The 24,522-nt window shown below is 70.4% G+C and carries 20 protein-coding genes; 8 read left to right on the forward strand and 12 right to left on the reverse strand.

Features of this window, described 5'->3' with window-relative positions:
• Positions 1-18: 18 nt before the first annotated feature.
• Positions 19-711, reverse strand: a complete 693-nt coding sequence (locus tag CRP55_RS47980; RefSeq protein WP_097328790.1) for a TetR/AcrR family transcriptional regulator — start codon at positions 709-711, stop codon at positions 19-21.
• A gap of 52 nt (positions 712-763) precedes the next feature.
• On the opposite strand from CRP55_RS47980, the gene CRP55_RS47985 reads away from it, so the two are divergent.
• Entirely contained in the window at positions 764-2,410 is a 1,647-nt protein-coding gene (locus CRP55_RS47985; RefSeq protein ID WP_245923914.1) for an MFS transporter, read from the forward strand.
• Positions 2,411-2,997: 587 nt separating this feature from the next.
• Here the strand turns inward: CRP55_RS47985 and CRP55_RS47995 are convergent.
• On the reverse strand, positions 2,998-3,411 hold the full coding sequence (locus tag CRP55_RS47995) for a rhodanese-like domain-containing protein (RefSeq protein WP_097328835.1): 414 nt from the start codon (positions 3,409-3,411) through the stop codon (positions 2,998-3,000).
• 125 nt (positions 3,412-3,536) lie between these two features.
• Positions 3,537-4,010, reverse strand: coding sequence for a cysteine dioxygenase (locus CRP55_RS48000; RefSeq protein WP_245923916.1), 474 nt, complete (start codon positions 4,008-4,010; stop codon positions 3,537-3,539).
• A 433-nt stretch (positions 4,011-4,443) separates the two neighbouring features.
• Here CRP55_RS48000 and CRP55_RS48005 point away from each other — a divergent pair, with 433 nt between their 5' ends.
• The 3 genes from CRP55_RS48005 (at position 4,444) to CRP55_RS48015 (ending at position 6,888) form a co-directional block, all read left to right on the forward strand.
• Positions 4,444-5,532 carry a neprosin family prolyl endopeptidase gene (locus CRP55_RS48005; protein WP_245923918.1) on the forward strand — a complete coding sequence of 363 codons (1,089 nt, stop codon included), beginning with the start codon at positions 4,444-4,446 and terminating at the stop codon, positions 5,530-5,532.
• A 130-nt stretch (positions 5,533-5,662) separates the two neighbouring features.
• Entirely contained in the window at positions 5,663-6,184 is a 522-nt protein-coding gene (locus tag CRP55_RS48010; RefSeq protein WP_097328795.1) for a sigma-70 family RNA polymerase sigma factor, read from the forward strand.
• Positions 6,181-6,888 (forward strand): anti-sigma factor family protein, encoded by a 708-nt coding sequence (locus CRP55_RS48015; RefSeq protein WP_097328796.1) that lies wholly within the window; start codon positions 6,181-6,183, stop codon positions 6,886-6,888. The genes CRP55_RS48010 and CRP55_RS48015 overlap by 4 nt, the downstream gene beginning before the upstream one ends.
• Here CRP55_RS48015 and CRP55_RS48020 read toward each other — a convergent pair.
• From CRP55_RS48020 to CRP55_RS48045, 6 genes are all read right to left on the reverse strand, one after another.
• Entirely contained in the window at positions 6,881-7,885 is a 1,005-nt protein-coding gene (locus CRP55_RS48020) for an ABC transporter permease (protein WP_097328797.1), read from the reverse strand. The genes CRP55_RS48015 and CRP55_RS48020 overlap by 8 nt on opposite strands.
• Positions 7,882-8,835, reverse strand: coding sequence for an ABC transporter permease (locus tag CRP55_RS48025; RefSeq protein WP_097328798.1), 954 nt, complete (start codon positions 8,833-8,835; stop codon positions 7,882-7,884). The genes CRP55_RS48020 and CRP55_RS48025 overlap by 4 nt, the downstream gene beginning before the upstream one ends.
• Positions 8,832-10,334 carry a sugar ABC transporter ATP-binding protein gene (locus CRP55_RS48030; RefSeq protein WP_097328799.1) on the reverse strand — a complete coding sequence of 501 codons (1,503 nt, stop codon included), beginning with the start codon at positions 10,332-10,334 and terminating at the stop codon, positions 8,832-8,834. The genes CRP55_RS48025 and CRP55_RS48030 overlap by 4 nt, the downstream gene beginning before the upstream one ends.
• Entirely contained in the window at positions 10,331-13,027 is a 2,697-nt protein-coding gene (locus CRP55_RS48035; RefSeq protein WP_218855128.1) for an AbfB domain-containing protein, read from the reverse strand. The genes CRP55_RS48030 and CRP55_RS48035 overlap by 4 nt, the downstream gene beginning before the upstream one ends.
• Before the next feature lie 21 nt (positions 13,028-13,048).
• Positions 13,049-14,110 (reverse strand): ABC transporter substrate-binding protein, encoded by a 1,062-nt coding sequence (locus tag CRP55_RS48040; RefSeq protein ID WP_097328801.1) that lies wholly within the window; start codon positions 14,108-14,110, stop codon positions 13,049-13,051.
• Between the two features lie 1,118 nt (positions 14,111-15,228).
• Positions 15,229-18,501, reverse strand: a complete 3,273-nt coding sequence (locus CRP55_RS48045) for an ATP-binding protein (RefSeq protein ID WP_097328802.1) — start codon at positions 18,499-18,501, stop codon at positions 15,229-15,231.
• Between the two features lie 224 nt (positions 18,502-18,725).
• On the opposite strand from CRP55_RS48045, the gene CRP55_RS48050 reads away from it, so the two are divergent.
• Positions 18,726-19,349 carry a response regulator transcription factor gene (locus CRP55_RS48050; protein ID WP_097328803.1) on the forward strand — a complete coding sequence of 208 codons (624 nt, stop codon included), beginning with the start codon at positions 18,726-18,728 and terminating at the stop codon, positions 19,347-19,349.
• Between the two features lie 18 nt (positions 19,350-19,367).
• Here CRP55_RS48050 and CRP55_RS48055 read toward each other — a convergent pair whose 3' ends face one another.
• Complete coding sequence (locus CRP55_RS48055) at positions 19,368-20,762, reverse strand: RNA-guided endonuclease InsQ/TnpB family protein (RefSeq protein WP_097328804.1); 1,395 nt, start codon at positions 20,760-20,762, stop codon at positions 19,368-19,370.
• 102 nt (positions 20,763-20,864) lie between these two features.
• Here CRP55_RS48055 and CRP55_RS48060 point away from each other — a divergent pair, with 102 nt between their 5' ends.
• Positions 20,865-21,896: a S66 family peptidase gene (locus tag CRP55_RS48060; RefSeq protein ID WP_097328805.1), complete on the forward strand. Its 1,032-nt coding sequence runs from the start codon at positions 20,865-20,867 to the stop codon at positions 21,894-21,896.
• On the opposite strand, the gene CRP55_RS48065 is transcribed toward CRP55_RS48060, so the two are convergent.
• Positions 21,880-23,358 (reverse strand): MFS transporter, encoded by a 1,479-nt coding sequence (locus tag CRP55_RS48065; protein WP_097328806.1) that lies wholly within the window; start codon positions 23,356-23,358, stop codon positions 21,880-21,882. The two genes, CRP55_RS48060 and CRP55_RS48065, sit on opposite strands and share 17 nt — an antisense overlap.
• A 40-nt stretch (positions 23,359-23,398) precedes the next feature.
• Positions 23,399-23,860 carry a response regulator transcription factor gene (locus CRP55_RS48070; protein WP_097328807.1) on the reverse strand — a complete coding sequence of 154 codons (462 nt, stop codon included), beginning with the start codon at positions 23,858-23,860 and terminating at the stop codon, positions 23,399-23,401.
• A 167-nt stretch (positions 23,861-24,027) separates the two neighbouring features.
• On the opposite strand from CRP55_RS48070, the gene CRP55_RS48075 reads away from it, so the two are divergent.
• On the forward strand, positions 24,028-24,291 hold the full coding sequence (locus tag CRP55_RS48075) for a helix-turn-helix domain-containing protein (protein ID WP_218855131.1): 264 nt from the start codon (positions 24,028-24,030) through the stop codon (positions 24,289-24,291).
• Entirely contained in the window at positions 24,242-24,502 is a 261-nt protein-coding gene (locus CRP55_RS55955) for a HipA N-terminal domain-containing protein (RefSeq protein ID WP_097328809.1), read from the forward strand. The genes CRP55_RS48075 and CRP55_RS55955 overlap by 50 nt, the downstream gene beginning before the upstream one ends.
• Positions 24,503-24,522 lie beyond the last annotated feature (20 nt).

Genomic DNA, 24,522 nt, shown 5'->3' on the forward strand with positions numbered 1-24,522 from the left:
TCAACAAAAGTTCTCAGATCAACTAACGCCGGCGTACTTGTCGAGACCGTCCACCAGCAAGTCGAGGCCGAGCTCGAATCGCGCGTCCACACTGCCGCCGACCAGCGCCGTGGCGTACGTCGCGATATGGGGGTATATGTCGGCCGGGAGTTGCTCGAAATAGGCGAGGGTCTGGCGGCCCATCTCCGAGATGAAGGTGTCCTTGTCGGATCCGGCGTTGTGCACCTGATCGCGCCAGATCGAGTATTCGTACGCGTCCGCGGTGATGTAGAGGAAGATCCGGTCCATCGCCCAGGCGCCGATCCGCGGCGGGATGCCGCCGGCCAGCATCATCCCGAACATCGCGTTCGAGATGCGCAGCGCGTTCGGCCCGGTCGGTATGGTGGCCAGCGCGGCCCGGGCCAGGTCGTTGTGCTCGATCATCACCTGGTGCCCGGCGCGGGCCAGCTCCTTGATCTGCTCCTTCCACCGGGGCGGGTCGAGCTCCGGGATCGTCAGCAGCGCGCACATCTCGTCGAACATGAGCCGGAGCAGCTCGTCCTTGTTCGCCACGTGGGCGTAGAGGCTGGACGGGCCGGTGCCGATCTCGGTGGCGACGCGGCGCATGCTCAGCGCGTCGATGCCCTCCTCGCGCACGACGCGCAGGCCGATCCGCACGATCTCGGCACGGGTGATGGTTTTTCTCGGGGGACGTTCCGCAGGCCAGGTCATCGGCGCCTAATTTACGTTGCGGCGAACGTCGTTCGCCAGTAGAACGATGTTCGTGCTGACGAACACTGTTCAACCCGACACCGCGTACCGATATCGCTGGGTCGCGCTCTTCGTGATCCTGGCCGTCGAGGTGATGGACCTCCTCGACGCGCTCGTCACCAACATCGCCGGCCCGGTCATCCGCGACGAGATCGGCGGCAGCTACAGCCTCATCCAGTGGCTGGGCGCCGCGTACACCCTGGCCATGGCCATCGGCCTGCTCACCGGCGGCCGGCTCGGCGACATCTTCGGCCGCCGCCGCATGTTCCTCATCGGCGCCGCCGGCTTCACCCTGGCCTCGCTCGTCTGCGGCCTGGCCCAGAGCCCCGCTCAGCTGATCACCGCCCGGGCCGTGCAGGGCCTGTTCGGCGCGGTCATGCTGCCGCAGGGCCTCGGCATGATCAAGCAGATGTTCTCGGCCGACGAGCAGGCCAAGGCGTTCGGCGCCTTCGGACCGGTCATGGGCCTGTCCTCGGTCGGCGGCCCGATCCTGGCCGGCTGGCTCGTCGACGCCGACTACTTCGGCGCGGGCTGGCGCATGATCTTCTTCATCAACCTGCCGCTCGGCCTGTTCGCCCTCTTCGGCGCCGTGCGCTGGCTGCCGGAGTTCCGCAGCGCCAAGGCCCCGCGCCTCGACTGGCTGGGCGTGATCCTGGCCGCCGCGGGCGCCTTCCTGCTGCTCTACCCGCTGGTGCAGGGCCGCGAGCTGGACTGGCCGGTGTGGTGCTTCGCCCTGCTCGCCGTCGGCGTCGTGGTCTTCGGCCTGTTCGCGATCTACGAGGCCCGCCGTGAACGCTGCGGCCGCGACCCGCTGGTCACCCCGAGCCTGTTCCGCAAGCGCGCCTTCTCCGGCGGACTCGCGGTCGGCCTGGTCTTCTTCGCGGCGCTGATCGGCACCGGCCTGGTCTTCACGTTCTATCTGCAGATCGGCTTGGGCTACTCACCGCTGAAGGCCGGACTGACCACATTGCCGCAGGCGCTGGGCACGGTCGCCGGCTTCGTGGCCGCGGGGGCGGGTCTGGCCGAGCGCTTCGGCCGGCGGCTCCTGCAACTGGGCACGGTGGTGATGATCGTCGGTACGGCCGCGTTCGCGGTGTCGGTCCGTCTCGCCGGGGCCGACGTGACCCCGTACAAATTGATCCCGGGTCTGGTCCTGGTCGGCGCGGGCATGGGACTGGCCATGGCCCCGTTCTTCAACATCGTGCTGTCCGGCGTCGACGACGAGGAGACCGGCTCGGCCTCGGGCGCGCTGACCTCGGTGCAGCAGCTGGGCGGCGCCTTCGGCATCGCCGTGCTGGGCACGATCTTCTTCGCGATCCTGCCCGGCCAGGTGGCGTCCCACGTGGACGACTCGTCGGCCCGGCTGACCACCGTCCTGACCGCGGCCGGCGTCCCGTCCGACACTCAGCCCGCGGTGGCGGCCGGTCTGCGCGACTGCCTGCACGACCGCACGGCCGAGGACGATCCGGACGTGGTGCCGCCGTCCTGCCAGGCGGGCCCTCTGCCGGCGCCGGTCCAGACGTACGCCCAGGAGCAGGTCCGGGCCGGTTTCGAAGACGCGACCACCCGCACGACAGGCGTGACAATCGCGCTTTTGCTGCTGGCTTTGTGCCTTTCGTTCCTCTTACCCCATAAAGCAAAGCCAGAGGTACGGGGTTAGCAAAGAGCCGGCCCCCGCCGTAACAGCCGGGCCGTCGTTGGTAACGCCCTCACGCCGCCGCCGGGCTGAGCTGCCCACTCACCCGGCGGCCTGCGGCCGCAAAACCCGCGGCCTACGGCCGATCCGCCGGCCGTCGCCGGCGTGTTGCGCTCAAGTTGTCCACAGGCCGCTGCTTGTCCACAGGCATCCCCGCACGCACGCGCTTTCCGCCACAATGGGACAGGACGGGGGCCCAAGGGCCTGGGGATCAACCGCAAGACCGGCTACGAGTGGCGTAACCCGCTGGCGAAACCGGGTGAGAAGGCCCGCCGGCAGCGGGCCGCTGCGGCGGCACGGGCGGCTGGGTTCTCACCACGATGTCTGTCGCAGGGCCGAGCGGATCGTGATCGCCGACCGGTCGGGGAAGGCACCAGCCAAGCGGCGCTTGCGGCTGAACTGGGCCGGCCGGCGTGCACGGTCAGCCGCGAGATCCGCCGCAACCGGCATCCGGTCAGCGGCGACTACCGGCCGTATGCCGCGCGGAAACGCCGGGCCATGCGCCGCCCACATCGGACCCCTTGAAACCTCCGGGAGGGCGGGGTCTGTCGTCAGCGGGTCACCGGGAGGCCGGCGGCCTGCCAGGCGGCGTAACCGCCGGCCAGGTCGGTGGCGCGGTGCAGGCCGAGGTCGAGCAGGGCGGCGGCGGCCAGGCTGCTCGTGTAGCCCTCCTGGCAGGTCACGATGACCTCGAGGTCGTAGCTGCCGGCCCACGGCAGGCGGGCGTCACTGCGCGGGTCGAGGCGCCATTCGAGGACGTTGCGCTCGATGATCACGGCGCCGGGGATTTCGCCGTGCTGTGCGCGCTGGGCCGCGGGGCGGATGTCGACAAGGACGGCGCCGCGCGCCATCGCGGCGTGGGTCTCCTCCGGGCCGACCCGGGTCAGCCGGGCCCGGGCCCGCGCCAGGATCTCGTCGATGCCGACCGAGCCGGCCGGTGCGGTGTTCGGCGAGGTGCTGCCGATCGAGCTGGCCGGTGCGGTGTTCGGCGAGGTGCTGCCGATCGAGCTGGCCGGCGAGGTGGTGGCGCCGACCGGGGCGGTGAGGGCCGGTGTCTGGCCGGCGACTGGGGAGGTCTGGAGGGTGCTGGTCACCACTCGACTCCGGCGCGCTCGACGCTCAGCACCTCGAGGGCCTCGGCGCCCACGCGGTAGCGGGTCATCGTGGTCAGGGCCGGGCCGTAGACGTGCACGCTGATCGCGGGGCGGCTGGAGCGGTTGGTCATCCGGTGGATGTGGTGGGTGCCGAAGCGGCGGCCGGCGCCCTCGCCCAGCTCGCGTGAGGTGATGCGCGGGGCGCGGCCGGACGCGACCGACACCGTCTCCTCGGTGAGGGTGCCGCCGAAGACGTGGAAGGCGCCGGCCGAGCCGCCGTGGTCGTGCAGGTCGGTGCCCTGGCCGGGGAGCCAGGTCAGCAGCCACACCTCGTAGTCGCCGGTCACGTTCAGCCGGTGGTACCAGCGATCCACGGGGTTGAAGCGCGGGGCCACCGGCCACTGCTCGGGCGCCGCGGCGAAGCGCGTGGCGATGGCGAGATGGTCGAGGCGGGTGTCGACGACGGTCACGGGAGCTCCTCGCTTTGCATACATAACCTACCGGTCCTATAGGTTTACCAGCTCAACGTGCTCCAGGGTAGCGGGACTCGCGGGGTGCTGTCCGGAAGTTGGCCGATCCCGGCCGTGGGCCGGGGTGGCGCCCACCGATTACGGACATGCCCGAATGGTCCACGAGTAGGTCACTGCACAGTGGATTGTCGGAAGACCTGAAAGAAGCTCGCGGCCCTTTGCCTCTTTCGGGGGGAAGAGGATTGCCGCCCTGTGCGATCAGGTCGATACTCTCCGTCAGAGAAATGCACAGAACCATCACCGGATCGGTTCACCGCCTCAGCCGTTAAGGCGGAAATCGCTCTGAGCAGGTTCTTCCTTATCGAGAAAGCTATATGGTGACGTCGATCCTGAGGCCTTTGCCGAAGAGCACCCGACGAACGAGGACGGACACGTGTTGAAGTCACGCCGCGGTCTTCTTGCCGCCGGTCTAGCCGTTGCCGTGGTCGGCGCCTTCGGCGTCGCTTCGACCCTGAGTGCGGGCGCGGACCAGATCGCGCCGCCGACGGCCGCCGAGGTGTCGGCCGCGGTGGAGGCACCGCCGACCCCGCCGGTCAACCTGCCGTGGGGCGAGCGTCCTAAGAAGATCAAGCGTGGTCACGCCGGCGCCAGCTCCAAGTCGCTGCGCGCGGCCGGTCTCTCGGCCGCGGCCAACGACACCAGCGGTTCGGCCATCCCGCAGGACGAGGAGGGGCCCAAGGGCCGCTTCCGCACCACGACCGATGTGCTGCGCACGGAGAAGACCGACATCGCGCCGCCGGAGCCGCCGTCCGACTCCACTGGCGACCAGAAGGTCAACTACCTCTACAACGTGGGCGCGCAGGCCGCCGAGACCGACGGCGTGCACGCCACCGTGACGATCTCGAAGCCCCGCCTCGAGGAGAGCGACTACCACTCGCTGGCCGAGCTGGCCCTCCAGTCGGCCGACGGCCGCCAGATCGTCGAGGTCGGCTGGACGGTCGACCGCCTGGTCAACGGCGACGACGACCCGCACCTGTTCGTCTTCCACTGGATCGACAAGAAGCCCACCTGCTACAACGGCTGCGGCTTCGTCCAGTACAGCAAGAACATCAAGCCCGGCGACACGCTGCCGCAGGACACCGCCAAGAAGTTCGGCATCCAGTACTTCAAGAACGCCTGGTGGGTGGCGTACGACACCGAGTGGGTCGGCTACTTCCCCGAGACGATCTGGAACGAGCAGGGCATCACGTTCAACCGCTCCGGGCTGATCCAGGTCTTCGGCGAGGTCGCCGCGACCACCGCGACCCCGTGCTGGACCCAGATGGGCAACGGCAAGAAGCCCAAGAAGGACGGCCTCGCGGCCAAGATGGCCACGGTCTCCTACCTGAACGGCCCGACGGTCGAGCTCCAGATCCGCACGACCAACCCGGCCTACAAGCCGTTCAACAACCCGACCACCTTGCGGACGTTCCAGTTCGGCGGCCCCGGGCCGTGTGAGCCGGATGAGGACGAAGAGGGTTAAAAGAAGCATCTGAGCGCGAAGCCCGGTCCCAGCGAGGGGGACCGGGCTTTGTTCTTGTCGCGTCGTCGAACCGTGTTCACCGCCTGGGTGTAATAACTTGTGGCGGACAGGTGCGGAGGGGACGGGCGCGATGCGGCGACGGGTGAGCCCCGACGAGGAGCTGATGACCGCGCTCTACAACGAGCACTACGCGGTTCTGCTCAGTTTCGTCATGCGGTACGTGCACGACCGGCACCGGGCCGAGGACCTGGTGCAGGAGACGTTGCTGCGGGCCTGGAAGCACATCGACACCCTCGAGACCGACACCGGGCGCACCCGGTCCTACCTGCTCACCATCGCGCGCAACGTGGTGACCAACGCGTGGCGGGCCGAGCAGCGCCGTCCCCATCTGGTGGCCGACGAGGCCGCGGTCAACGCGATGCCCTCGGCCGACAACGTCGACCAGCTGGTCGAGGGGTGGCTGGTGGCCGAGGCGCTGGAGCGGCTCTCCGACGAGCATCAGGCCGTGGTCCGGGCCATGTACTACGAGGGGCAGAGCGTGGCCGACGCGGCGCGGAAGCTGTCGGTGCCGGAGGGCACGGTCAAGTCGCGGGCCTACTACGCGGTGCGGGCGCTGCGCACGGCGTTCGAGGAGATGGGGGTGCTGCGGTGAGCACCGATCCCCGGGAGAGCCACGACGACCTGCGCCGGCTGCTCGGCGGCTATCTGCTCGGCGGTCTCGACGAGACCGACACCGACCGGCTCGACGCCCACCTGCGCGACTGCGACGAGTGCCGCGACGAGCTCGACCGGCTCGCCCCGGTTCCGGAGTTGCTGCGGCGCCTGCCGGCCGCGGACAGGTCACGGCCGCCGGTCAGCATGTCGGCCCGCCCCACGCAGGAGAACATCGACGGGCTGCTGCGGCGGATGCGGGCCGAGCGCCATCGGCAGACCCGCCGCGCGGGAGTCCGCTGGCTGGCCGCGGCGGCCGTGGTGCTGATCGCCGTGGCCGTCGGCATCGGTGTGATCCGGGGCAGCCGCCAGGACAACCGGCCGGTCGTGCTGCCCAGCGCCGAGCTGGTCACCGCCCAGTTCGAACCGGCGCAGGGCAGCGGCATGTCGGGTCAGGCCGTGCTCACCCCCAAGACGTGGGGGGTGTCGGTCGCCCTCGACGTGACCAAGTTGCGCGGTGACGGTCCGTTCCACTGTCAGGTGCGCGGCTCGTCGGGCCAGGTCGAGCAGGCCATGGTGTGGGGGCCGACGCCGAGTGGCAACGCCAAGGTGATCGGCGCCAGCTCCCTGCAGATCCGCAACGTCCGGTCGATCGAGGTGGCCGACCACAACGGCCACGTGCTGGGCAAGGCGACTCTCAATTGACCCTTCGCAGACGTACGAGATAGGTCTGCGCCACCACGACCAGCGCCAGGAAAGCGCCGCTGATGACCTGTTGCCAGTTGCTGTTGACGTTGCCGACCTGGTTGATCAGGTTTTGGATCACCCCGAGCAGCAGCACGCCCGCGACGGTGCCGGCGATGGTGCCGGCGCCGCCGGTCAGCAGGGTTCCGCCGATCACCACGGCGGCGATCGCGTCGAGTTCCATGCCGGTGCCCAGGACCGTCACCCCGGAGCCGAGCTTGGCCGCGTTGATCGCGCCGGCGACCCCCGCCAGCAGGCCGGACAACACGTACACCCAGACCTTCGTCCGGCGTACGGGCACACCCATCAGCGCCGCCGCGTCCTCGCTGCCGCCGACCGCGTAGACGGAGGCGCCGAAGCGGGTCCGGGCCAGCACGATCATGCCGAGCGCCACCAGCGCGGCGACCAGCCAGACCTGATATCCGATGTCGAACAACGAGCCGTTGCCGAGCCGGCGCAGCGCGCCGTCGCGCACCAGATAGGTCTCCGAGCCCTCGGCGCTGATGGCCCGCATGAGGCCGCGCGCCCCGAGCAGGGCGGCCAGGGTCACAATAAAAGGCGCCATTCGGGTGTACGCAATGAGCAGCCCATTTGCCACTCCGATCGCTCCGCAGACGGCGAGCGGAAGCGCGAACGCGGCGAGAATTCCGTATTGCGAGGCCCAGGCGGCCAGCACGCCGCCGAGCACGTAAAGCGATCCCACCGACAGGTCGATCCCGCCGGTGATGATCACAAAAGTCATTCCGAGAGCGATCAACATGGGCGGCGCGGCGGCCACCAGAATGGTGGCCGCGTTGTCGAAACTGCGGAAGCCGGGAAAGGCCATCAGAGAGATCAACACGACGATGACCAGGACCGCGAGGGCGCCCTGGCGCTGCACGGCGCCGACCACATGGTCGGTGCGCTCGGCCTTACGGACGTCCTCGACCACGATGGCCGGCGCCTCGGACACGGTCACCGCGTCTTCCTCTCTCGGGCTACGTAGACCGCGATCAGGATGATGACGGCCTGCACCATCTCGGTCGTGGAGGGCTGGAGGTCGTGCTTGATCATCGTGGCGATCACCAGCTGCATGAGCAGGGCGCCGGCCACGGTGCCCAGGACGCGGACCTTGCCGCCGGTGAGCGGCGTGCCCCCGACGACCACCGCGGTGATCGCCGACAGCTCGATGAGCAGGCCGACCGCCGACGCGTCGCTCGACTGGATGCGGGCCACCGAGAGCAGGCCGGCGATCGAGGCGAGCACCGCGCAGAGGACGTACACCGTGATCAGCACGCGTGTGACCGGCAGGCCGGCCAGCTCGGTGGCCCGCCGGTTGCCGCCGATGGCCAGCAGCCGCCGGCCGAAGACGGTGCGCCGGACCAGGAACGCCACGGCCAGGACCAGCACCGCGGCCACCCAGACCAGCACCGGGAGGCCGAGCAGGTCGCCCGAGCCGAGGTAGAGAAGGTCGGCGTTGCGGACATCCTTGAGCTTGCCCTCGCTGATCACCACGGCCAGCCCGCGGCCACCGACGAACAGGGCGAGCGTGGCCACGATCGGCTGCAACCCGACCCGCGCCACCAGGACGCCGTTGATCAGGCCGACCGCGACGCCGGCCAGCAGCGACACCAGGACGGCGGCGATGACTCCGTACCCCAGATAAAGGGGTATGAGAGCCGCGGCGAGCGCCATGACCGAGCCGACCGACAGGTCGATGCCCTCCGTCCCGATCACCAGGGCCATGCCGAGGGCGACGATCACGATGGGTGCCACCTGGATCAGCTGGATGCGCAGGTTGCTCCAGGTCAGGAAGTAGGGCGTGAAGAAGATGTTGTAGAGCACGAGCAGCACGACGGCGAGATAGACCCCGTACTGGGAAAGCCAGGTCTTGTCGATCTTCGGCCGGCTGAGAACGGCGGTGGTCATGAGCGTTCCCCCGCGATCGCGGCCATCAGGTCCTCCGTCGTGACCTCGGCGCCGGTCAGCGTGCCGACGACGACGCCGTCGCGCAGCACCACCACCCGGTCCGAGCCCTCGATCAGCTCCTCGGCGTCCGACGAGACCAGCACGACGCCGAGCCCCTCGGCCGCCAGCTCGTCGATCAGCGACTGGACCTCGGCCTTGGCGCCCACGTCGATGCCGCGGGTGGGCTCGTCGAGCAGCAGCGCCTTGGGCCCGGTGGCCAGCAGCCGGGCCAGCAGCACCTTCTGCTGGTTGCCGCCGGAGAGGTCACCGACGGCCTGGTCGGGGCTCGCCGCCTTGATCCGCAACCGCGTCATGTACGCCGTGACGACCTCGTCGACGCGGGCGTCGGAGACGAGCCCGAGCCGGGACAGGCGCGGCAACACGGCGAGCGCGATGTTCTCCCGTACGGAAAGAGTGGGAATGATGCCCTCGGCCTTGCGATCCTCGGGCTGGACGGCGATGCCGGCCTTGACCGCACGCACGGTCGTCGGCTTGCGCAGGTCCTTGCCGTCGACCTCGACGTCGCCGCTGTCCAGGTGATAGGCCCCGCCGATCGCCTTGATCGTCTCGCTGCGGCCGGCACCGAGCAGCCCGCCGAGACCGACCACCTCGCCCGGGCGCACGTCGAAGCTGACGTCGTGCAGCTTGTGCCGGCTGTTCAGGCCGCGCACCCGCAGCACCGGCGGCGCGTCGCCGTCGCCGGTGGCCGCCCCCGAGAAGGCGGTCGCCCCCTCGGTCATCTCCCGGCCCAGCATCAGCGAGACCAGCCGGATCCGGGACAACTCGGCCAGTTGCCCGGTGTGCACGACGCGGCCGTCGCGCAGGATCGTGACCGCGTCGCAGATCTCGTAGAGCTCGTCCAGCCGATGGCTGACGTAGACGATGCCGATGCCGCGCGCGTGCAGGTCGCGGATCACCCCGAACAGGGTCCGCACCTCGCGCGGTTCGAGCGACGAGGTCGGCTCGTCCATGATGACCACCTTGGCCTCGATCATCACGGCCCGGGCCAGGGCCACCATCTGCTGCGCGCCGAGGGCGAGGGTGCCGAGCGGGCGCCGTACGTCGGTGGTGACGCCGTAGCCGGCCAGGAGCTCCCGGGCCTCGCGCTCCATCCGCTTGCGGTCGACCAGGCCGAGGGCGTTGCGCGGCTCCCGGCCCAGGAAGAGGTTCTGGGCCACGCTCATCAGCGGGACGAGGTTGACCTCCTGATAGATGGTCGAGATGCCCGCGTGCTGGGCGTCCATCGGCGTGCCGAACCGGGCGGGCGAACCCTGGTAGGTGAGCTCGCCCTCGTCGGGCTGGTACACCCCGGTCAGCACCTTGATCAAAGTGGACTTGCCGGCGCCGTTCTCACCGACCAGGGCGTGCACCTCGCCGGGCCTCAGGGTGAACGAGACCCGGTCGAGGGCGCGCACGCCGGGGAAGGTCTTGGAGACCTCGGTGACGTGGAGCAGACTCATCCGAGCGGCCCCGCGTTGTTCCAGGTCGCGTCGGCGTTGAAACTCGCGGCGTTGTCCCAGGTGTTGCCGCCGCCGTTGGTGGCGATGTAGACGGCCTCGGCGTAATGCCGCCAGTAGTAGCCCGGATAGTTGATCGACTCGAGCGAGACGTTGCCCGCCCCGCCGTTGAGCGGCGGCTGCCCGCAGAAGGTGGCGTCCTGGGCGAAGACGGCCGAGCCGTCGTTGCTCGCCTTCTGGAGCCGATAGCCGGCGTGCCGCAGGAACTGACCGGGATAGTTGACCGACTCGAAGGTGTAGCAGCTGTTGTCGGCCAGCCCGGTCCGTACGGTGAAGGTCGCGTCCTGCCGGTCGGTGACCGCACTGGCCGTGGTGATCACGTCGGTGCGGGCCAGGCCGTCGCGATGCCGCAGGTAGCGGGTGTCGTAACCGGCCGTGGTGACCCGGAACGACCGGTTCTGCCCGACGGTCAGGTCGGCGCCGCTGCGCCACAGCGGGGCGCCGATCGCCCAGGTCGCGTCGTCGTTGAACGAGCCGCCGCTCGCAGCGTCGACCCACACCTCCTCGTTGCGGTGGCGCAGGTAGTAGCCGGGCAGGTTGGCCGACTCCAGCGAGGTGCCGGCGCCGGACAGACCGGGCCGCCCGCAGAACGTCGCGTCGGCCGCGAACGTGCCGCCGGTGTTGGCCTCCCGGTAGACCCGGTAGGAGCGGTGCCGCAGGAACTGGCCGGGGACGTTGCGCGACTCGAACGAGTAGCAGGACGCGTTGGACAGGCCCGGCCGCACCCAGAAGGTGGCGTCCTGCCGGTCGGTGGTCGGACTCGACGTGCTGATCACATCGGTGCGGGCCGCGCCGGCCGCGTGCCGCAGGTAGCGGTTGGTGTACCCGGGCGTGGTCACCCGCAGCGAGGCGAGCCGGTTGACCGAGAGCGCTCCGCTGATCACCCGCTGGTTGACCTCGCGGACGCGGGCGAAGTCCATCTTCTGGACCTGACGGTCGTACGTGAAGAAGCCGTTGAGCTCCTCTTCGACATCGGTGGGCTCGGTGTAGACGGAGCCGGAGAGCCCGTTGCCGTTCATCAGATCGACCAGGCGGGACGTGATCTGCACGTAGCGGTTGGTCAGCGCGTTGGAGTCGGGCAGCCACTCGTAGGCGAACTTGCCGCTGGTCGGCCACTCGTGCCCGGCCGAGCGCAGGCCGAGGCCGCCGTACTCGCCGTTGACCACGAACCGGGTCGCCGTCGGCGGGCGCGAGATGCCGGGACCGACGTACGCGTGGTCGTCGATCACGTCGCCGTTGCCCGGATCGGGATCGGAGTCGCAGCAGTTGGAACCCGAGTTGTGGTTGACCATGCGGGTCGGGTCGAGGCTCTTGACCAGGTCGGCGATGCGGCCGGCGTCGTACTCGCCCCAGCCCTCGTTGAACGGCACCCACTGGACGATCGACGTGATGCCCTTGTGCTGGTCGATCATCGCGCGCAGCTCCTTCTCGAAGCGCGTGCGTCCCGCCGCCGACGGCTCGCGGCCGCTGGCCAGCGCCGGCATGTCCTGCCAGACCATCAGGCCGAGCCGGTCGGCCCAGTAGAACCAGCGGTCGTTCTCGACCTTGATGTGCTTGCGGACCATGTTGAAGCCCAAGGCCTTCTGCTGCTCCAGGTCGAAGCGCAGCGCGGCGTCGGTCGGCGCGGTCGAGATGCCGTCCGGCCAATAGCCCTGGTCGAGGGTGCCGAGCTGGAAGACGAACTTGCCGTTGATGGTCGGCCGCAGCACGCCGCCGATCATCGCCTTGCCCAGCGAGCGCATCCCGAAGTAACCGCCGACGGTGTCGCCGCTGCCCAGGGTGACGCGCAGGTCGTACAGGAAGGGATCGGTGGGTGACCACAATCGGGCGTTGGGGACCGGGACGCGGAACGAGGCGCCGACCGTGCCGGTGGCCGAGCCGACGACCGTGCCGCCGGAGAGCACCTGCGCGGTGACCGGCTGGCCGCCGGCGTTGGCCGCCTGCACGACCAGGTCGAGGCCGCCGGCGGCGACGTTCGGCGTGGTGTCGAGCCGGGTGATCCGAGCCGGGTTGGTCGGCTCGAGCCAGACGGTCTGCCAGATGCCCGAGTACGGGGTGTAGAAGATGCCGCCGCGGCTCAGGCGCTGCTTGCCGACCGGGATGTCCTGGGTCTCGACCGGGTTCCAGACACCCACCACGATCTCGTTGCTGCCGGACCGAAGGGCGCTCGTGATGTCGTACGAGAACTTGTCGTATCCGCCCTCGTGCGTGCCGAGCAGGGTGCCGTTGACCCAGACCTTCGACTGCCAGTTGACCGCGCCGAAGTTGAGCTGGACGTTGCGGCCCGACCAGCCGGCCGGGACCGTGAAGGTCCGCCGGTAGTACGAGAAGTCCTGGCGGCGCATGATCCCGGAGAGCGCGCTCTCGATCGGGTAGGGCACGAGGATCTCCTCGCCGAGCGTCTGCCCGGTCGGCGGGGTGTTCAGGTTGGAGGCGCCGGCGAACTGCCAGGTGCCGTTGAGGCTCTGCCAGTCGGGCCTGGTCAGCTGCGGCCGGGGGTATTCGGGCAACGGATTCGTGGTCGAGACCTGGTTGGTCCACGGAGTGACCAGTGGCGGGGGCTTGGGGGCAGCGATCTCGGCCGGGCCCGCGGTTCCCGCGGTGGCCACCAGAACGAAGGCGAGTGCATTCCGCACAAAACTGAACATGGACGCCTCTCAGTACGCGCTGGAGAGATCCGACGTGGCATTGCCCGCGTCATATTGACGGTCTTGAATGATGATGTCCTGACCGACCGGCTCGCCGGACAGGAACTTGCCGGCGGTCTCGAAGGCCAGCGGGCCGAACCGCGGGTTCGACTCGATGACGGCCGACGCCCAGCCGTCCACGATGGCCTGCACGGCGCCCTTGGTGCCGTCGATCGAGACGACCTTGACGTCGCCGGCCTTCTTGCCGGCGCCCTTGAGGGCGGTGATGGCGCCGAGAGCCATCTCGTCGTTCTCGCCGTAGATCCCGTTGATGTCCGGATTGGACTGCAGCAGTTGCTCGGTGACTTTCTGCCCGTCCTCACGGGCGAAGTTGCCCGTCTGTTCAAAGACGATCTGAACGTCCGGCGCGATCTTCGCGATCTCGTCCTTGAAGCCGCTCGTCCGCAGCGTGGTCACGTTGTTGCCGGGCGAGCCGAGCAGGATGGCGACCTTGCCCTTGTTGCCGAGCGCCTTCGCCATCTCGGTGGCAGCGCGTTTGCCCTGCTCAGCGAAGTCGGAACCGATGAAGGTCAGATAGTCCCGACACGGCGTGGCATTGATCTTCCGGTCGATCGTGATGATCGGGATGTGCTTGGCCGACGCCTTGGCGAACACCGAGTCCCATCCGTCAGAGTTCAGAGGCGCGATGACAAGCAGCTGCACACCGGAGTCGATCATTTGCTCGACGTCGCTGATCTGCTTGTTGAACTGCGAATTCGCATTGGTGGTCGTCAAATTGACGATGCCTTGTTTCGCGGCCTCGTCCTCGATCGACTGGGTCTCGGCGATCCGGAACGGGTTGGCCTCCTTCTCCGACTGGGAGAAGCCGACCTTGGCCGTCTTGAGGTCCACCTTGGACCCGCCGTACTGCTCGATCGTGCAGGTGGCGGCACCGGCGGCGGCCGACTGGGCAACCTGGGCACCGCCGCCCGCGGCGGCCGGGGTGGGGTCGTTGTCCTCGGACTTGGCGCAGGCGCTGAGCAGGAGAAGGGCCGCGCCGAGAATGGCGGCAGCAGGGCGCACACGGGTCATGAGGAGTGGCTCCTTGCGGTGGATGTGACATCGGGGAGTAACCGCTTGGAAACACATTCCTGCACTAACGAACTTTTCTTGTCAAGAGCATCCGCCGCAAACGATCAGGAACGCACGTGCTTCACCGGAAAGCGCTTTCCCGCATCGACACCGATGATCAGAATGCGACAACCGGCGGCGCTTGCGGGGTTCGGCGCTTCGTGGGCCGCGCTGTGCGCTTCCTTCCTTGCGCAGACGGGTGCGACGCCTGCGTTCCTGCGGCGGCGCCTGCGTTTGTGGTGCAGCGGCGCCTGCGTTTGTGGCGTAGCGGGCCCCCGTTGTGGCGCGGCGGGCCCGCGTTTGTGGTGCGGCGGTGGGGCGGGCTCGCGTTGTGGCGGGGCGGCGCGGCAGGGCCTGCGTTTGTCGTGCTGCGATGCGGTCGGCGCCTGCGTCTGTTTTGTGCGGACGTGTAGGAGACGTCTTGTTTGTTTGCGCGGCGGCGCGTGCGATGCACGGCGTTTTGACGCGGCGGCGCGGGCTTTCTTGCGCGAGGGCGCCCGCAAGGCAAGCGCCTCTTCACGCGGCGGGCCCGGTGGTGTGGGCACTTCGTTCGCGGCGCAGCGGGGGCGGCGTCGGGCGCTTGTTTGCAGGGAGGGGTTGGGCGTTTGTTTGCGCGGCGGCGCGGGCGGCGCGAGGCGCTTGTTCGCGGGGCGGGCTGGGCGGTGGTGGCGCTTTGGTTGCGTGGCGGCGCTGCTTCGCGGGGGAGGTGCTGGCGCTTTGGGTGCGTGGCGGCGCGGGCGGCGCTTGTTCGGGGGAGGGCTGGGCCGTGTGGGCACGTTGGTTGCGCGGCGGCGCGGACGCCGTGGGTGGCGTCGGGCGGTGGTTCGCGGGAAGGTGCTGACGCTTTGGTTGTGCGGCGGCGTGGGTGGCGCGAGGCGTTTGTTCGCGGGGTGGGCTGGGCGGTGCTGGCGCTTTGGTTGTGCGGCGGCGGGGGTGGTGTCGGGCGGTGGTTCGCGGGGAGGTGCTGGCGCTTTGGTTGCGCGGCGGTGTGGGCGGCGCGAGGTGCTTCTTCGCGGGCGGACGGGGCGGTGCGGCGGGTGTTTGCGCGGCGGTGGCCGGTGGGGGACGCCTGGGTTTGGTCAGGTGGCGGTGCGGGTGACGTCCCAGCGGGCCGACATTGCGGCGTAGAGGCGGCGGGCCTCGTCGGGGCGCTCGCCTCTGAGGGTGGCGGCGTCTTCGAGGGCCTGTGCCAGTTCGAAGACCCGGCCTACCTTGCGGTAGTGCTCGGCCGCGGCCAGGGCCGGGGCCGGGTCGCCCGTGGAGAGGGCCTGGCAGCGTAGGTTGGCCGCGTAGGCGCGGGCCGGGCGTACCTCGCGGTCGGCCTCGGCGGCGCAGATGGCGGCCGCGCGTTCGGCGATGTCGGTGCGGTCCTGGGCCAGGGCCAGTCGCACCACGCCGGGCAGCCACTGGTGGCGCAGCATGATCGGCGCGTAGGCGGGCTGGAGCAGGGGCTGAAGCAGTTCCAGGGCCTCGTCCGGCCGGCCCCGCTGCTCGGCCGCCAGCGCCCTCGCGACCAGGAGGAAGTCGCAGTTCTCGCGTTCGGCCTCGCTTGCCGGCACGGCGTCGGCCGCGCCCAGGTGGGCGGCGGCCAGGTCCTGCGCGTCGCGGTGCAGGGCGATCAGCGCCGCCACGCCGTGCAGGAGCATGGTGATCGCGCCCGGTTCGCGCTGGCCGTGGAAGGTGATATCGCCGCTGGCCTCGCCGACCTCGGCCAGCGCCTCGTCCCAGCGGCCGAGCCAATAGTCCTGCACCGCCGCCGTGATCCGAAGACCGGCCGGCAGCGGCACAGCGTCGGGTGGAAGTGGCGCGCCCACGCCGGCGGCCCGCAGGGTTGACTGCGCCTCCTCCAGGCGGTCCAGGTTTTGCAGGGAGAAGAGGCGGTTGTCGAGCAGGTCGAAGTAGGTTCCGGACAGCGACGGATCGCGGCGCACCACGGCCAGGGCCCGGTCGGCGTGTTCCAGGGCCCGCTCGTGGTCGCGCCGGATCGAGCTGGTCAGCCAGATCGTCTGGAGGGCGAACGCCGTCTCGTACGGCTGGCCGGCCGCCACCGCCTCGTCGTGCACCCGGCGCGCCCGCTCCTCGGCCCGGTCCAGGTCGTCCAGGTCGCCGCGGCGGAAGTTGGCCAGCAGCACCCGGTGCCGCGAACGCCAGATCGAGGGCACCCGCTGATCGTCGACCGCGTCGCGCAGCATCGCCACCGCCTCGGCCTCCTCGCCCCGGCGGTGCCGCATCGTGGCCAGCAGCTGGCGCATCTCGGCCCGGTCGCCCGGGTCGGCGGCCAGGCTCAGCGCCTCCTCGGCCTCCGTCATCGGGAAGCGCTCGCGCCGGAACTCCAGCCGCACCAGCGCCACCAGCAGCACCCCGCGCTGCTCGGCCGAGGGCAGGTCGGTGGCGAGCGTGCGCCGGATCAGGTCGCCGGCGATCTGCGGGGCCCGGCGCACCACCTCGGCGTGGTGTTCGACCAGCCACGACAGCACCCAGGTGTCGACCGCGGGGGCCGAGGCGTTGAGCTGCTCGGCGACCCGGGTCAGCGGCGCGCCGCCGGCCGCCAGCACCTCGGCCGCGTGCCGGTGCAGGCCCGCCCGCAGTGCCGGCGGGACGCTGGCGACCAGCGCCTGGCGCAGGAACGGGTGGCGGAACGCCAGGTCGGTGCCGCTGTCCACCAGCACGCTGGCCGACAGGGCCTCCTCCAGCGCCCCGACCAGGTCGAGGGCCGAGCGGCCGGTGACCGCCACGACTTCGCTGACCGAGAACTCCGAGCCGAGCAGGGCCGCCAGCCGCAGCACCTCGCGGGTTTCGCCGGAGAGCACGTCCAGGGCCGCGTGCACCGCGTCGAGCAGGGTCTGCGGCGGGTCGACGGTCACGTCCGGCCCGATGTCGGCCCGGCCGCCCGAGATCTCCACCGCGTCGCGCTGTCGCAGCGCCTCGACCAGTTCGCGGGCGAACAGCGGGTTGCCGCCGGAGCGGGCGGCCAGCGCCCGCAGGTTCGGGCCGGGCGGGGCGCCGATCAGCGCGCCGACCAGGCGGTCGAGCTCGGCCGGGGCGAGCGGGCCGAGGTCGAGCGGCATCCGCTGGCGGGAGCGGACCCGGTTGCGCAGCGCGGCCTGGTGTGCGTCGGGCCGGGCCGCCGCGACCAGCAGCAGCGGCGTGCGGGGGACCAGGGCCAGCAGCCGTTCCCAGACCCGTACGGTCGCGCTGTCGGCCCATTGCATGTCGTCGACGACGAGGATCAGTGGCGCCGTGCCGCAGGCCGAGCGGACGGCGGCCACGATCTGGTCGTCGGCCGGCTCCGGCCCGTCCTCGTCGCGGGGCTGGCCCAGGGCCCGGAACAGCACCTGCAACGGCACCCGGGAGCCCAGCTGGTCGGCCGCGCCCCAGGCCACCCGGCATCCGGAGCGGGCGGCGTCGGCGAAGGCGTGTGTCAGCAGCTCGGTCTTGCCGATGCCGGGCTCGCCGGAGATCCAGACGGCGCCGCCGACACCGGCCGCCACCGAGCGGACCAGACTTCGAAGGTGATCAATTTCGGCCACCCGGCCGACCCAGGATCGAGCGGCCAGCCCGTCCCGCAGGGCCTTGGCGATCGGGGTCGGCACGACCGTGCGGGTCGGCCGCTCCTCGGCCCCGCCGAGCACCTGGCGCTGCACCGACCGCAACCCTGGGCCGGGCTCGATGCCCAGCTCGGCGACGAGGGTGCGCCGGGCCGTGCGGAAGACCTCCAGGGACTCGCCGTGCCGGCCGGCCTGGTGCAGCGCGCGCATCAGCAACTCGTGCAGCGGTTCGTGCAGGGGATGGTCGTGCACGAGCGCGGTCAGCTCGGCGATCAGCCCGTCGTCGCCGCCCGCCTCCAGCCGCAGCCGGGCCTGCTGCTCGGCCGCGGCCAGCCGCAGCTCGGCCAGGCGCTGCCGGTCGAGTTCGAGGAAAGGGCCGGCCAGGGTGGCGTACGCGTCGCCGCGCCACAACGCCAGACCGTCGTCGAGCCGGGCGATCGCGGTGGCCGCGTCGCCCGCCGCCAGGGCGGCGCTCGCCTGCGCACGCAAGGTCTGGAACCGCGCCGAGTCGAGCTGCTGCGGGTCGAGACGCAGCAGATAGCCGCCGGCGCCGGTGCCGAGCATGGGCGGTTCGAGCATGCGGCGCAGCCCCGACACGTACGTATAGACGCTGCCGACCGCCGTGGCCGGCGGTGAGTCGCCCCAGATGGCGGTGATCAGTTCGTCGCGGCCGACCGTGCGGCCGGCGTGCGCCGCCAGCACCGCGAAGACGGCCCGCTGGCGCGCCGGGCCCAGGTCGATCTCGTCGGCGCCGACCCACGCGCGCACCGGCCCGAGCACACTGACGCGCAAGTCGTTCGCCACGTGTCCTCCCAGGTCGGTGAGTGTCAACTTCAGGGGAGACGGGCCGGGTGTCAATGGATAACACAAACGGCACGGACGGGCACTGATCGGGGTGAGCGCTTCCCACCCCGTACGAGCCTCTGTTGAACTGTTTCATCGGCCTTCCCCGCCCGATGAAGGTTCCGTGAAGGTTCCCTGAAGGCGCTTCTCACAGACTGGCTCCACCGCCAGACAGGGGAGCAGCCGTGGAACAGATCCGGGTCGCCGTGCAGGCGACGGACCCGCTCAGTCATGCCGGACTCGCCGCGTTGCTGCAGTTCCGGGGTGACCTGACCGTCCTGCGCAACGCGCAGCGGGCCGAGGCCGACGTGCTCGTGGTGGCCGCCGAGCGGCTGAGCACCGAGGTGGTGGCCACCCTGCGCCGGGCCGGCGGGGAGACGAGCGCGCCGGTGGTGCTCGTGGTGCAGGACATCGACGAGGGCGACCTGCTGACCGCTGTCGAGTGCCGGGTCGTGGCGATCCTGCCCCGCGGCGCCGTGAACCCGGACCGGCTGGCCCACAGCGTGCGGGCCGCGGCCACCGGCGGCGGGGTGATGCCGCCCAACCTGATCGGCGAGCTGCTCAAGCACGTCGAGCGGATGCAGCGTGACGTGCTCGCCCCGAACGGGCTGAACGCGTCGGGGCTGAGCCCGCGCGAGGTCGACGTGCTGCGGCTGATGGCCGACGGCTTCGACACCAACGAGATCGCCGGCAAGCTCTGCTACTCGGAGCGCACCGTCAAGAACGTCATCTACGGCGTGACGCACCGGCTCAAGCTGCGCAACCGCTCGCACGCCGTCGCATATGCGTTGCGGGCCGGGATGATCTAGTGCGGTGTCCACTAACGTTCACCGGTTGAGGTCCGGTGATGTTGTGGATCCTCGCCCACGGGTGTGGGCGAGCGACTCCCTACCGCTAATTAGAGGTGGGGCGGGCCTCCGCCGGCCAACTGACCCGCCTGCCGCCGCCCGGGGTGGGGGGCGGCGAGGGTCACGCCGTGCCGTGGCGACTCCGGGCAGGCGCCGTCCGGCTCGACGGTGCGTGACCACCTGCGCCGCTATGGGGGTGCAGGTGGTGATAGCGCTGCCCGGGGTGCGGGCGGCGATGGTGAACGCCGTGGCGAGGTCGCGATGCCCGGCGAACTGACAATGCCGGCAGGCCATGGTCCTGCCGGATGGTTTGGTGATCTTCTTGCCGCAGTGTGGGCAGGTTGAGGAGGTGCCGCGTTCGTCGACCAGATGCACCCGGATCCCGGCCAGGGCGGCTTTGTCTTGCAGGATTTGCAGTGTGCGGCCGATCTGCCACTGCCGTAGCCGCAGGTTGTGCCGCCGCCCAGCTTGCACGTCGAGGACGTCGCGGGGATCTCCGACGGTCAAGGTGCCGATCCGGTGGTCGACGGCCCAGCCGACCACCGTCTTGGCGGCTTCGTGCAGGGCCTGCCGGGTCCGGCGCCGGTGCCGGCCTCCTATTAGCCGGGCTCGGCGGCGGGTCTTACGCCAGCGCCGTGACCCGCGTTGCCCTTTGCTGGGTGCTCGGCGGGCGGTGGCCCGGCGGCGGCCTTTGGTGTCGGCCAGATGCAGGCGGTGCTCGGCGCGGATCGCCCTACCGGACACCAGCAGGGCGTGGCCGTCGCGGGTGGCGACCGCGAACGGGTGGATGATGCCCAGGTCGACCCCGGCCACCCGGTCCGGGTCGGGTTGCTGGTCGGCCGGGTAGGTGGCGACCGGCAGTTCGGCGGTGACATCGATCCACAACCGACCGTCGGCGAACAGCAACGTCACCGACCGCACTGTTGCGGCCGGATAGGGCACCAGCCGGGCCAACCGCAGCAGCAACGGCGGGTAACCCCGCGCGACCGGCAACCGCACCCGGCACCCCTCGAGGCCGAAGGTGCCGTGATACCAGCGGATCGGCATCAGAGATCGCCGCCGGCGTGGGAACCGCACCTCGACCGCGCCGGCCTTACGGCGGGCGGCGGCGGAGAACCACGCGTCGGAGTAACGGCGTAACACCGATCGGGCACCGGTGCTGTCGAGTTCGCCGAAGGTGCCAGGGCCGGACTGGGCCAGTAGCCGGCACAACTCCTGATAGCCCGCGGCCGGGGCATCCCCGCGCCGGCGCCGCCACCCGTTGATCTCCAGCGCGCAGGACCACACGTCGCCGGCCGAGCGCAGCAGGCCGAAACAACGCTGACGCTGGGCGTGGGTCAGCCGCAACCCGGTCCGGGCGGTGCGATGCACCATCGATGCGGCACTAGCGTCGCGCCGTCTAGGCGTGGGGCTAGCATTCCATGGCTGTCAACCTGGCGAATCTTAATGGACACCGCACTAGCTAGATTCGGCGGCATGGATGTTTCCCCGAAACTGAAACAGGGCGACCGGGTTGCCGTCGTCTCGCCGTCATGGGCCGGTCCGAGCGTCTTCCCGGCCGTGCACGAGCGGTCGCTGCACCGCATCCGTGAGGATCTCGGGCTGGAGCCGGTCGAGTTTCCCACGACGCGCGCACAGGGGACGCCGGCCGAGCGGGCAGCCGATCTGATGGCCGCCTACGCCGACCCGGCGATCCGGGCCGTCTTCGCGACGATCGGCGGCAGCGACCAGATCACCGTACTGCCGCACCTCGATCCCGCGGTTTTCCGGGCCGACCCCAAGCCGTACTTCGGCTATTCGGACAACGCCAACATGCTGAACTGGCTGTGGTCGCACGGGATCGCCGGATATCACGGCGGCTCGACGATGGTGCACCTGTCGCGGGGGCCGGCGATCGACGCCGAGCATCTGGCCTCGCTGCGGGCGGCGCTCTTCGAGACCGTCGACCTGCCGATCACCGAGGTGCCGGGCTTCCGTGACGAGGAGATCAGCTGGCAGGATCCGCGGTCACTGATCGACGCGGCGCCGGCCGAGCCCAATCCCGGCTGGGTGTGGCACAACGCCGACCGGGTGGTCACCGCGCCGACCTGGGGCGGCAACCTGGAGATCTTCCACTGGAACCTGGCCGCCAACCGGTGGATCCTGCCCAACGACGCCTACGCCGGCTCGATCCTGTTGCTGGAGACGTCCGAGGAGATGCCGTCCGCCGAGAGCGTCTTCCGGGTGTTGCGCGACGCGGGCGAGCGCGGGCTTCTCCAGCAGTTCCCGGTCGTGCTGCTGGCCGCCGCGAAGGCCAGCCACTTCGGTTCCCGGCCCGATCGCGCGGACCGGGACGCCTACCGCGATGAGCAGCGTACGGCCGTACTCCGGGCCCTGGAGACCTACAACCCCTCGGCGATGGTGGTCTTCGGCGTCGAGTTCGGGCACACCGGGCCACAGTGGATCTTGCCGTACGGCGGGCGCCTGACGGTCGACGGCCCGCAACGGAAGATCATCGCCCACTTCTGACCGGTGCGGTGCGGCTCGGGTGCACCGGCGGTGCGCTCGGGTCGCAGAACGCCTTGACCGGCGAGTGCGACGGCAGCCGGCTCGGAATCAGGAACCAGGCCAGCACGCCGCCCGCGACCATCAGCGCCGCGCAGATCATCATCGTGTTCCGGTAGACCGGCGACAGCTGCGACGCGTTCGTCAGGCTGCCGCCGCCCAGGCCGGCCGCGAGCGGCAGCACGGCCACCGACAGCAGACCGGCCGCCCGGGCCACGGCATTGTTGACCCCAGAGGCGATTCCGGCGTACGCGTCGTCGAGCGCACCCAGAGCCGTCGACGTCAGGGGCGCCACGAGCAACGTCAGGCCCAGCCCGAAGACGATCACCGAGGGCAGGACGCCGGTCCAGTACTCCGCGCCGGCGCCGATCCGCGACATCATCAGCAGCGCCAGGGCGCAGATCAGCGGGCCCACGGTCATCGGGATGCGCGGGCCGATCCGCTGGCCGAGCGCGCCCGAGCGGGCCGAGAAGAGCAGCATCAGCACGGTCGAGGGCAGCAGCGCCGTACCGGCCAGCAGGGGCGAGAAGCCGGCCACGACCTGCAGGTTGATGACGAACAGGAAGAAGACGCCGCCGTTGGCCCCGTAGACCAGGAAGGTGACCAGGTTGGCCCCGCTGAACGCCTTGTTCCTGAAGATCGACACCGGCATCATCGGCTGCCGCGCCCGGCGTTCGGCCAGCACGAAGGCGGCCAGGCCGAGCACGCCCAGCGCGAGCGTGGCCAGCACCACCGGGTCGCCGGCGCCGCGCATCGGCCAGGCCGTGAAGCCGTACGTCAGACCGGCCAGGCCGATCGCCCCGGTCAGCACGCCGACGTAGTCGATGTGGCCGCTGGCGTCCGGATTGCGCGACTCGGGCACGTGCCGCGCCGCGACCAGCAGCACGATCGCGGCCAGCGGCACGTTGATGAGGAAGATGTAGCGCCAGTCGCCGATGCCGACGAGCCAGCCGCCGAGGAACGGCCCCAGCGCACCGCCGATGCCGGCCAGGCCGGACCAGGCGCCGATCGCCTTGGACCGGTCCTCCCGGTCGAACGACGCCTCCAGGATGGCCAGCGAGCCCGGCGTGAGCAGCGCCCCGCCGATGCCCTGGAGGATGCGGGCGACGATCAGCCACCCGATGTTCGGGGCCAGACCGCAGAGCAGCGACGCCACGGCGAACCAGGCCACACCCAGCATGAAGATCCGCTTGCGGCCGAACCGGTCGCCGAGCGATCCGCCGAGCAGGATCAGGGCGGCCAGGCTCAGCGCGTACCCGTTGATCGTCCATTGCAGACCGGCGGCATCCGCGCCGAGATCGCGCCCGATCTCGGGCAGCGCGATGTTGACCACCGTCGAGTCGATGAAGGCCAGGCTGGAGCCGAGCACCGTCGCCAGCAGCACCCAACGGCCGGCCGCCGTGCTGAACCGCACCATCCCATCCATGGGCCCGACACTATCCCCGGCCGGACCATCCAGGGATCAGTCAGTTGACTGTCAGTCGCTGCGTCCCCGACCAGGTCTTGCGCGGCGACTTCAGGGCGGCCGCGGCCACCGCGGCCGGCGGCCGGCTCACACCGGGCCGGGGCCGCAGCAGGCTGCTCAGCCGCGCGCAGAGCGCTTCCCGCTGGAACGGCTTGAACAGGTAGTCGTCGGCCCCCGCGTCGAGAGCGTGCCGGATCCGCTGGTCGTTGACGTCGGCACTGATCACCATGATCGGCAGAAAGGCGGTGGCCGGCTCCGACCGCAGCCGCCGGCACAGCTCGATCCCACTCTCACCGGGCATCCGCACGTCGAGCAGGGCGGCGTCGATCCCCCCACCGGCCAGCGCGGCCCGCGCCGACTCGGCGTCCGGCGCCCGGATCACGGTGTGCCCGGCCCGCTCGAGAGCCAGACTCATCAGCTCGAGGTGGTCGGCGTCATCGTCGGCTATCAGCACGGTGGGCATGCGAACCTCCAACAAGCGCAGGACCAGCGATCACAAAGATGTTCGGACACCCGGCCGAATCACTGAGCCGTTAAGCGAGTGTGCACGTACGTACACAACAGTTGAAGAAGAGCACGTACGTGCACACGTGCAACCGTGGTGCACGAGCGTGCACACCGGGAGGGCCTGTGAGGCTGGACGATGCCGGCGATCTGGGGCGATATGTTCGTGAACGCCGGATGGCGGCCGACCTCACGCAGGTGGATCTGGCACGCCAAGCCGGAGTGAGTCGTAGATGGCTACTGGAGTTGGAGGGTGGCAAAGCGACCGCCGAGCTGGGTCTGATCTTCAAGGTGATCGCCGCGCTGGGCCTTCGCCTCGAGGTCAGGCCTGCTTCCAGCGATGACATCGACTTGGACGCCTATCTCGACTCCCTGGGCGGCCCCGCATGACCAAGTCGCTGGTGGTGCTTCTCGGCGGCCGCCACTTTCGCTATCGATGCGGCTGATTCAAGGCACCCACACGGGTCCCGTCGTTCGGGCGTTCTGCCAGGGTCTTCTGCCCGACAACGAAGCTGTGCTGGAGCGCTGGGGCCGGGAGTTCCAAGTCTCCGCGGGCAATCCGTTCGCCTTGCTCACGCACGTCGGCGAGTGGCTGGGGTGATCCATCGGGTTCCGTCCCGA

This window comes from Paractinoplanes atraurantiacus (assembly GCF_900215205.1).
In the GTDB taxonomy this organism is placed as follows: Bacteria; Actinomycetota; Actinomycetes; order Mycobacteriales; family Micromonosporaceae; genus Actinoplanes; species Actinoplanes atraurantiacus.

Excerpts from the sequence above, each read along its gene's own strand:
- CRP55_RS47980 (WP_097328790.1), bottom strand. The coding sequence starts at position 711 with ATGACCTGGCCTGCGGAACGTCCCCCGAGAAAAACCATCACCCGTGCC.
- CRP55_RS48010 (WP_097328795.1), top strand. The coding sequence starts at position 5,663 with ATGCGGCGACGGGTGAGCCCCGACGAGGAGCTGATGACCGCGCTCTAC.
- CRP55_RS48025 (WP_097328798.1), bottom strand. The coding sequence starts at position 8,835 with ATGACCACCGCCGTTCTCAGCCGGCCGAAGATCGACAAGACCTGGCTT.
- CRP55_RS48030 (WP_097328799.1), bottom strand. The coding sequence starts at position 10,334 with ATGAGTCTGCTCCACGTCACCGAGGTCTCCAAGACCTTCCCCGGCGTG.
- CRP55_RS48040 (WP_097328801.1), bottom strand. The coding sequence starts at position 14,110 with ATGACCCGTGTGCGCCCTGCTGCCGCCATTCTCGGCGCGGCCCTTCTC.
- CRP55_RS48055 (WP_097328804.1), bottom strand. The coding sequence starts at position 20,762 with ATGGTGCATCGCACCGCCCGGACCGGGTTGCGGCTGACCCACGCCCAG.
- CRP55_RS48060 (WP_097328805.1), top strand. The coding sequence starts at position 20,865 with ATGGATGTTTCCCCGAAACTGAAACAGGGCGACCGGGTTGCCGTCGTC.
- CRP55_RS48065 (WP_097328806.1), bottom strand. The coding sequence starts at position 23,358 with ATGGATGGGATGGTGCGGTTCAGCACGGCGGCCGGCCGTTGGGTGCTG.
- CRP55_RS48070 (WP_097328807.1), bottom strand. The coding sequence starts at position 23,860 with ATGCCCACCGTGCTGATAGCCGACGATGACGCCGACCACCTCGAGCTG.
- CRP55_RS55955 (WP_097328809.1), top strand. The coding sequence starts at position 24,242 with ATGACATCGACTTGGACGCCTATCTCGACTCCCTGGGCGGCCCCGCAT.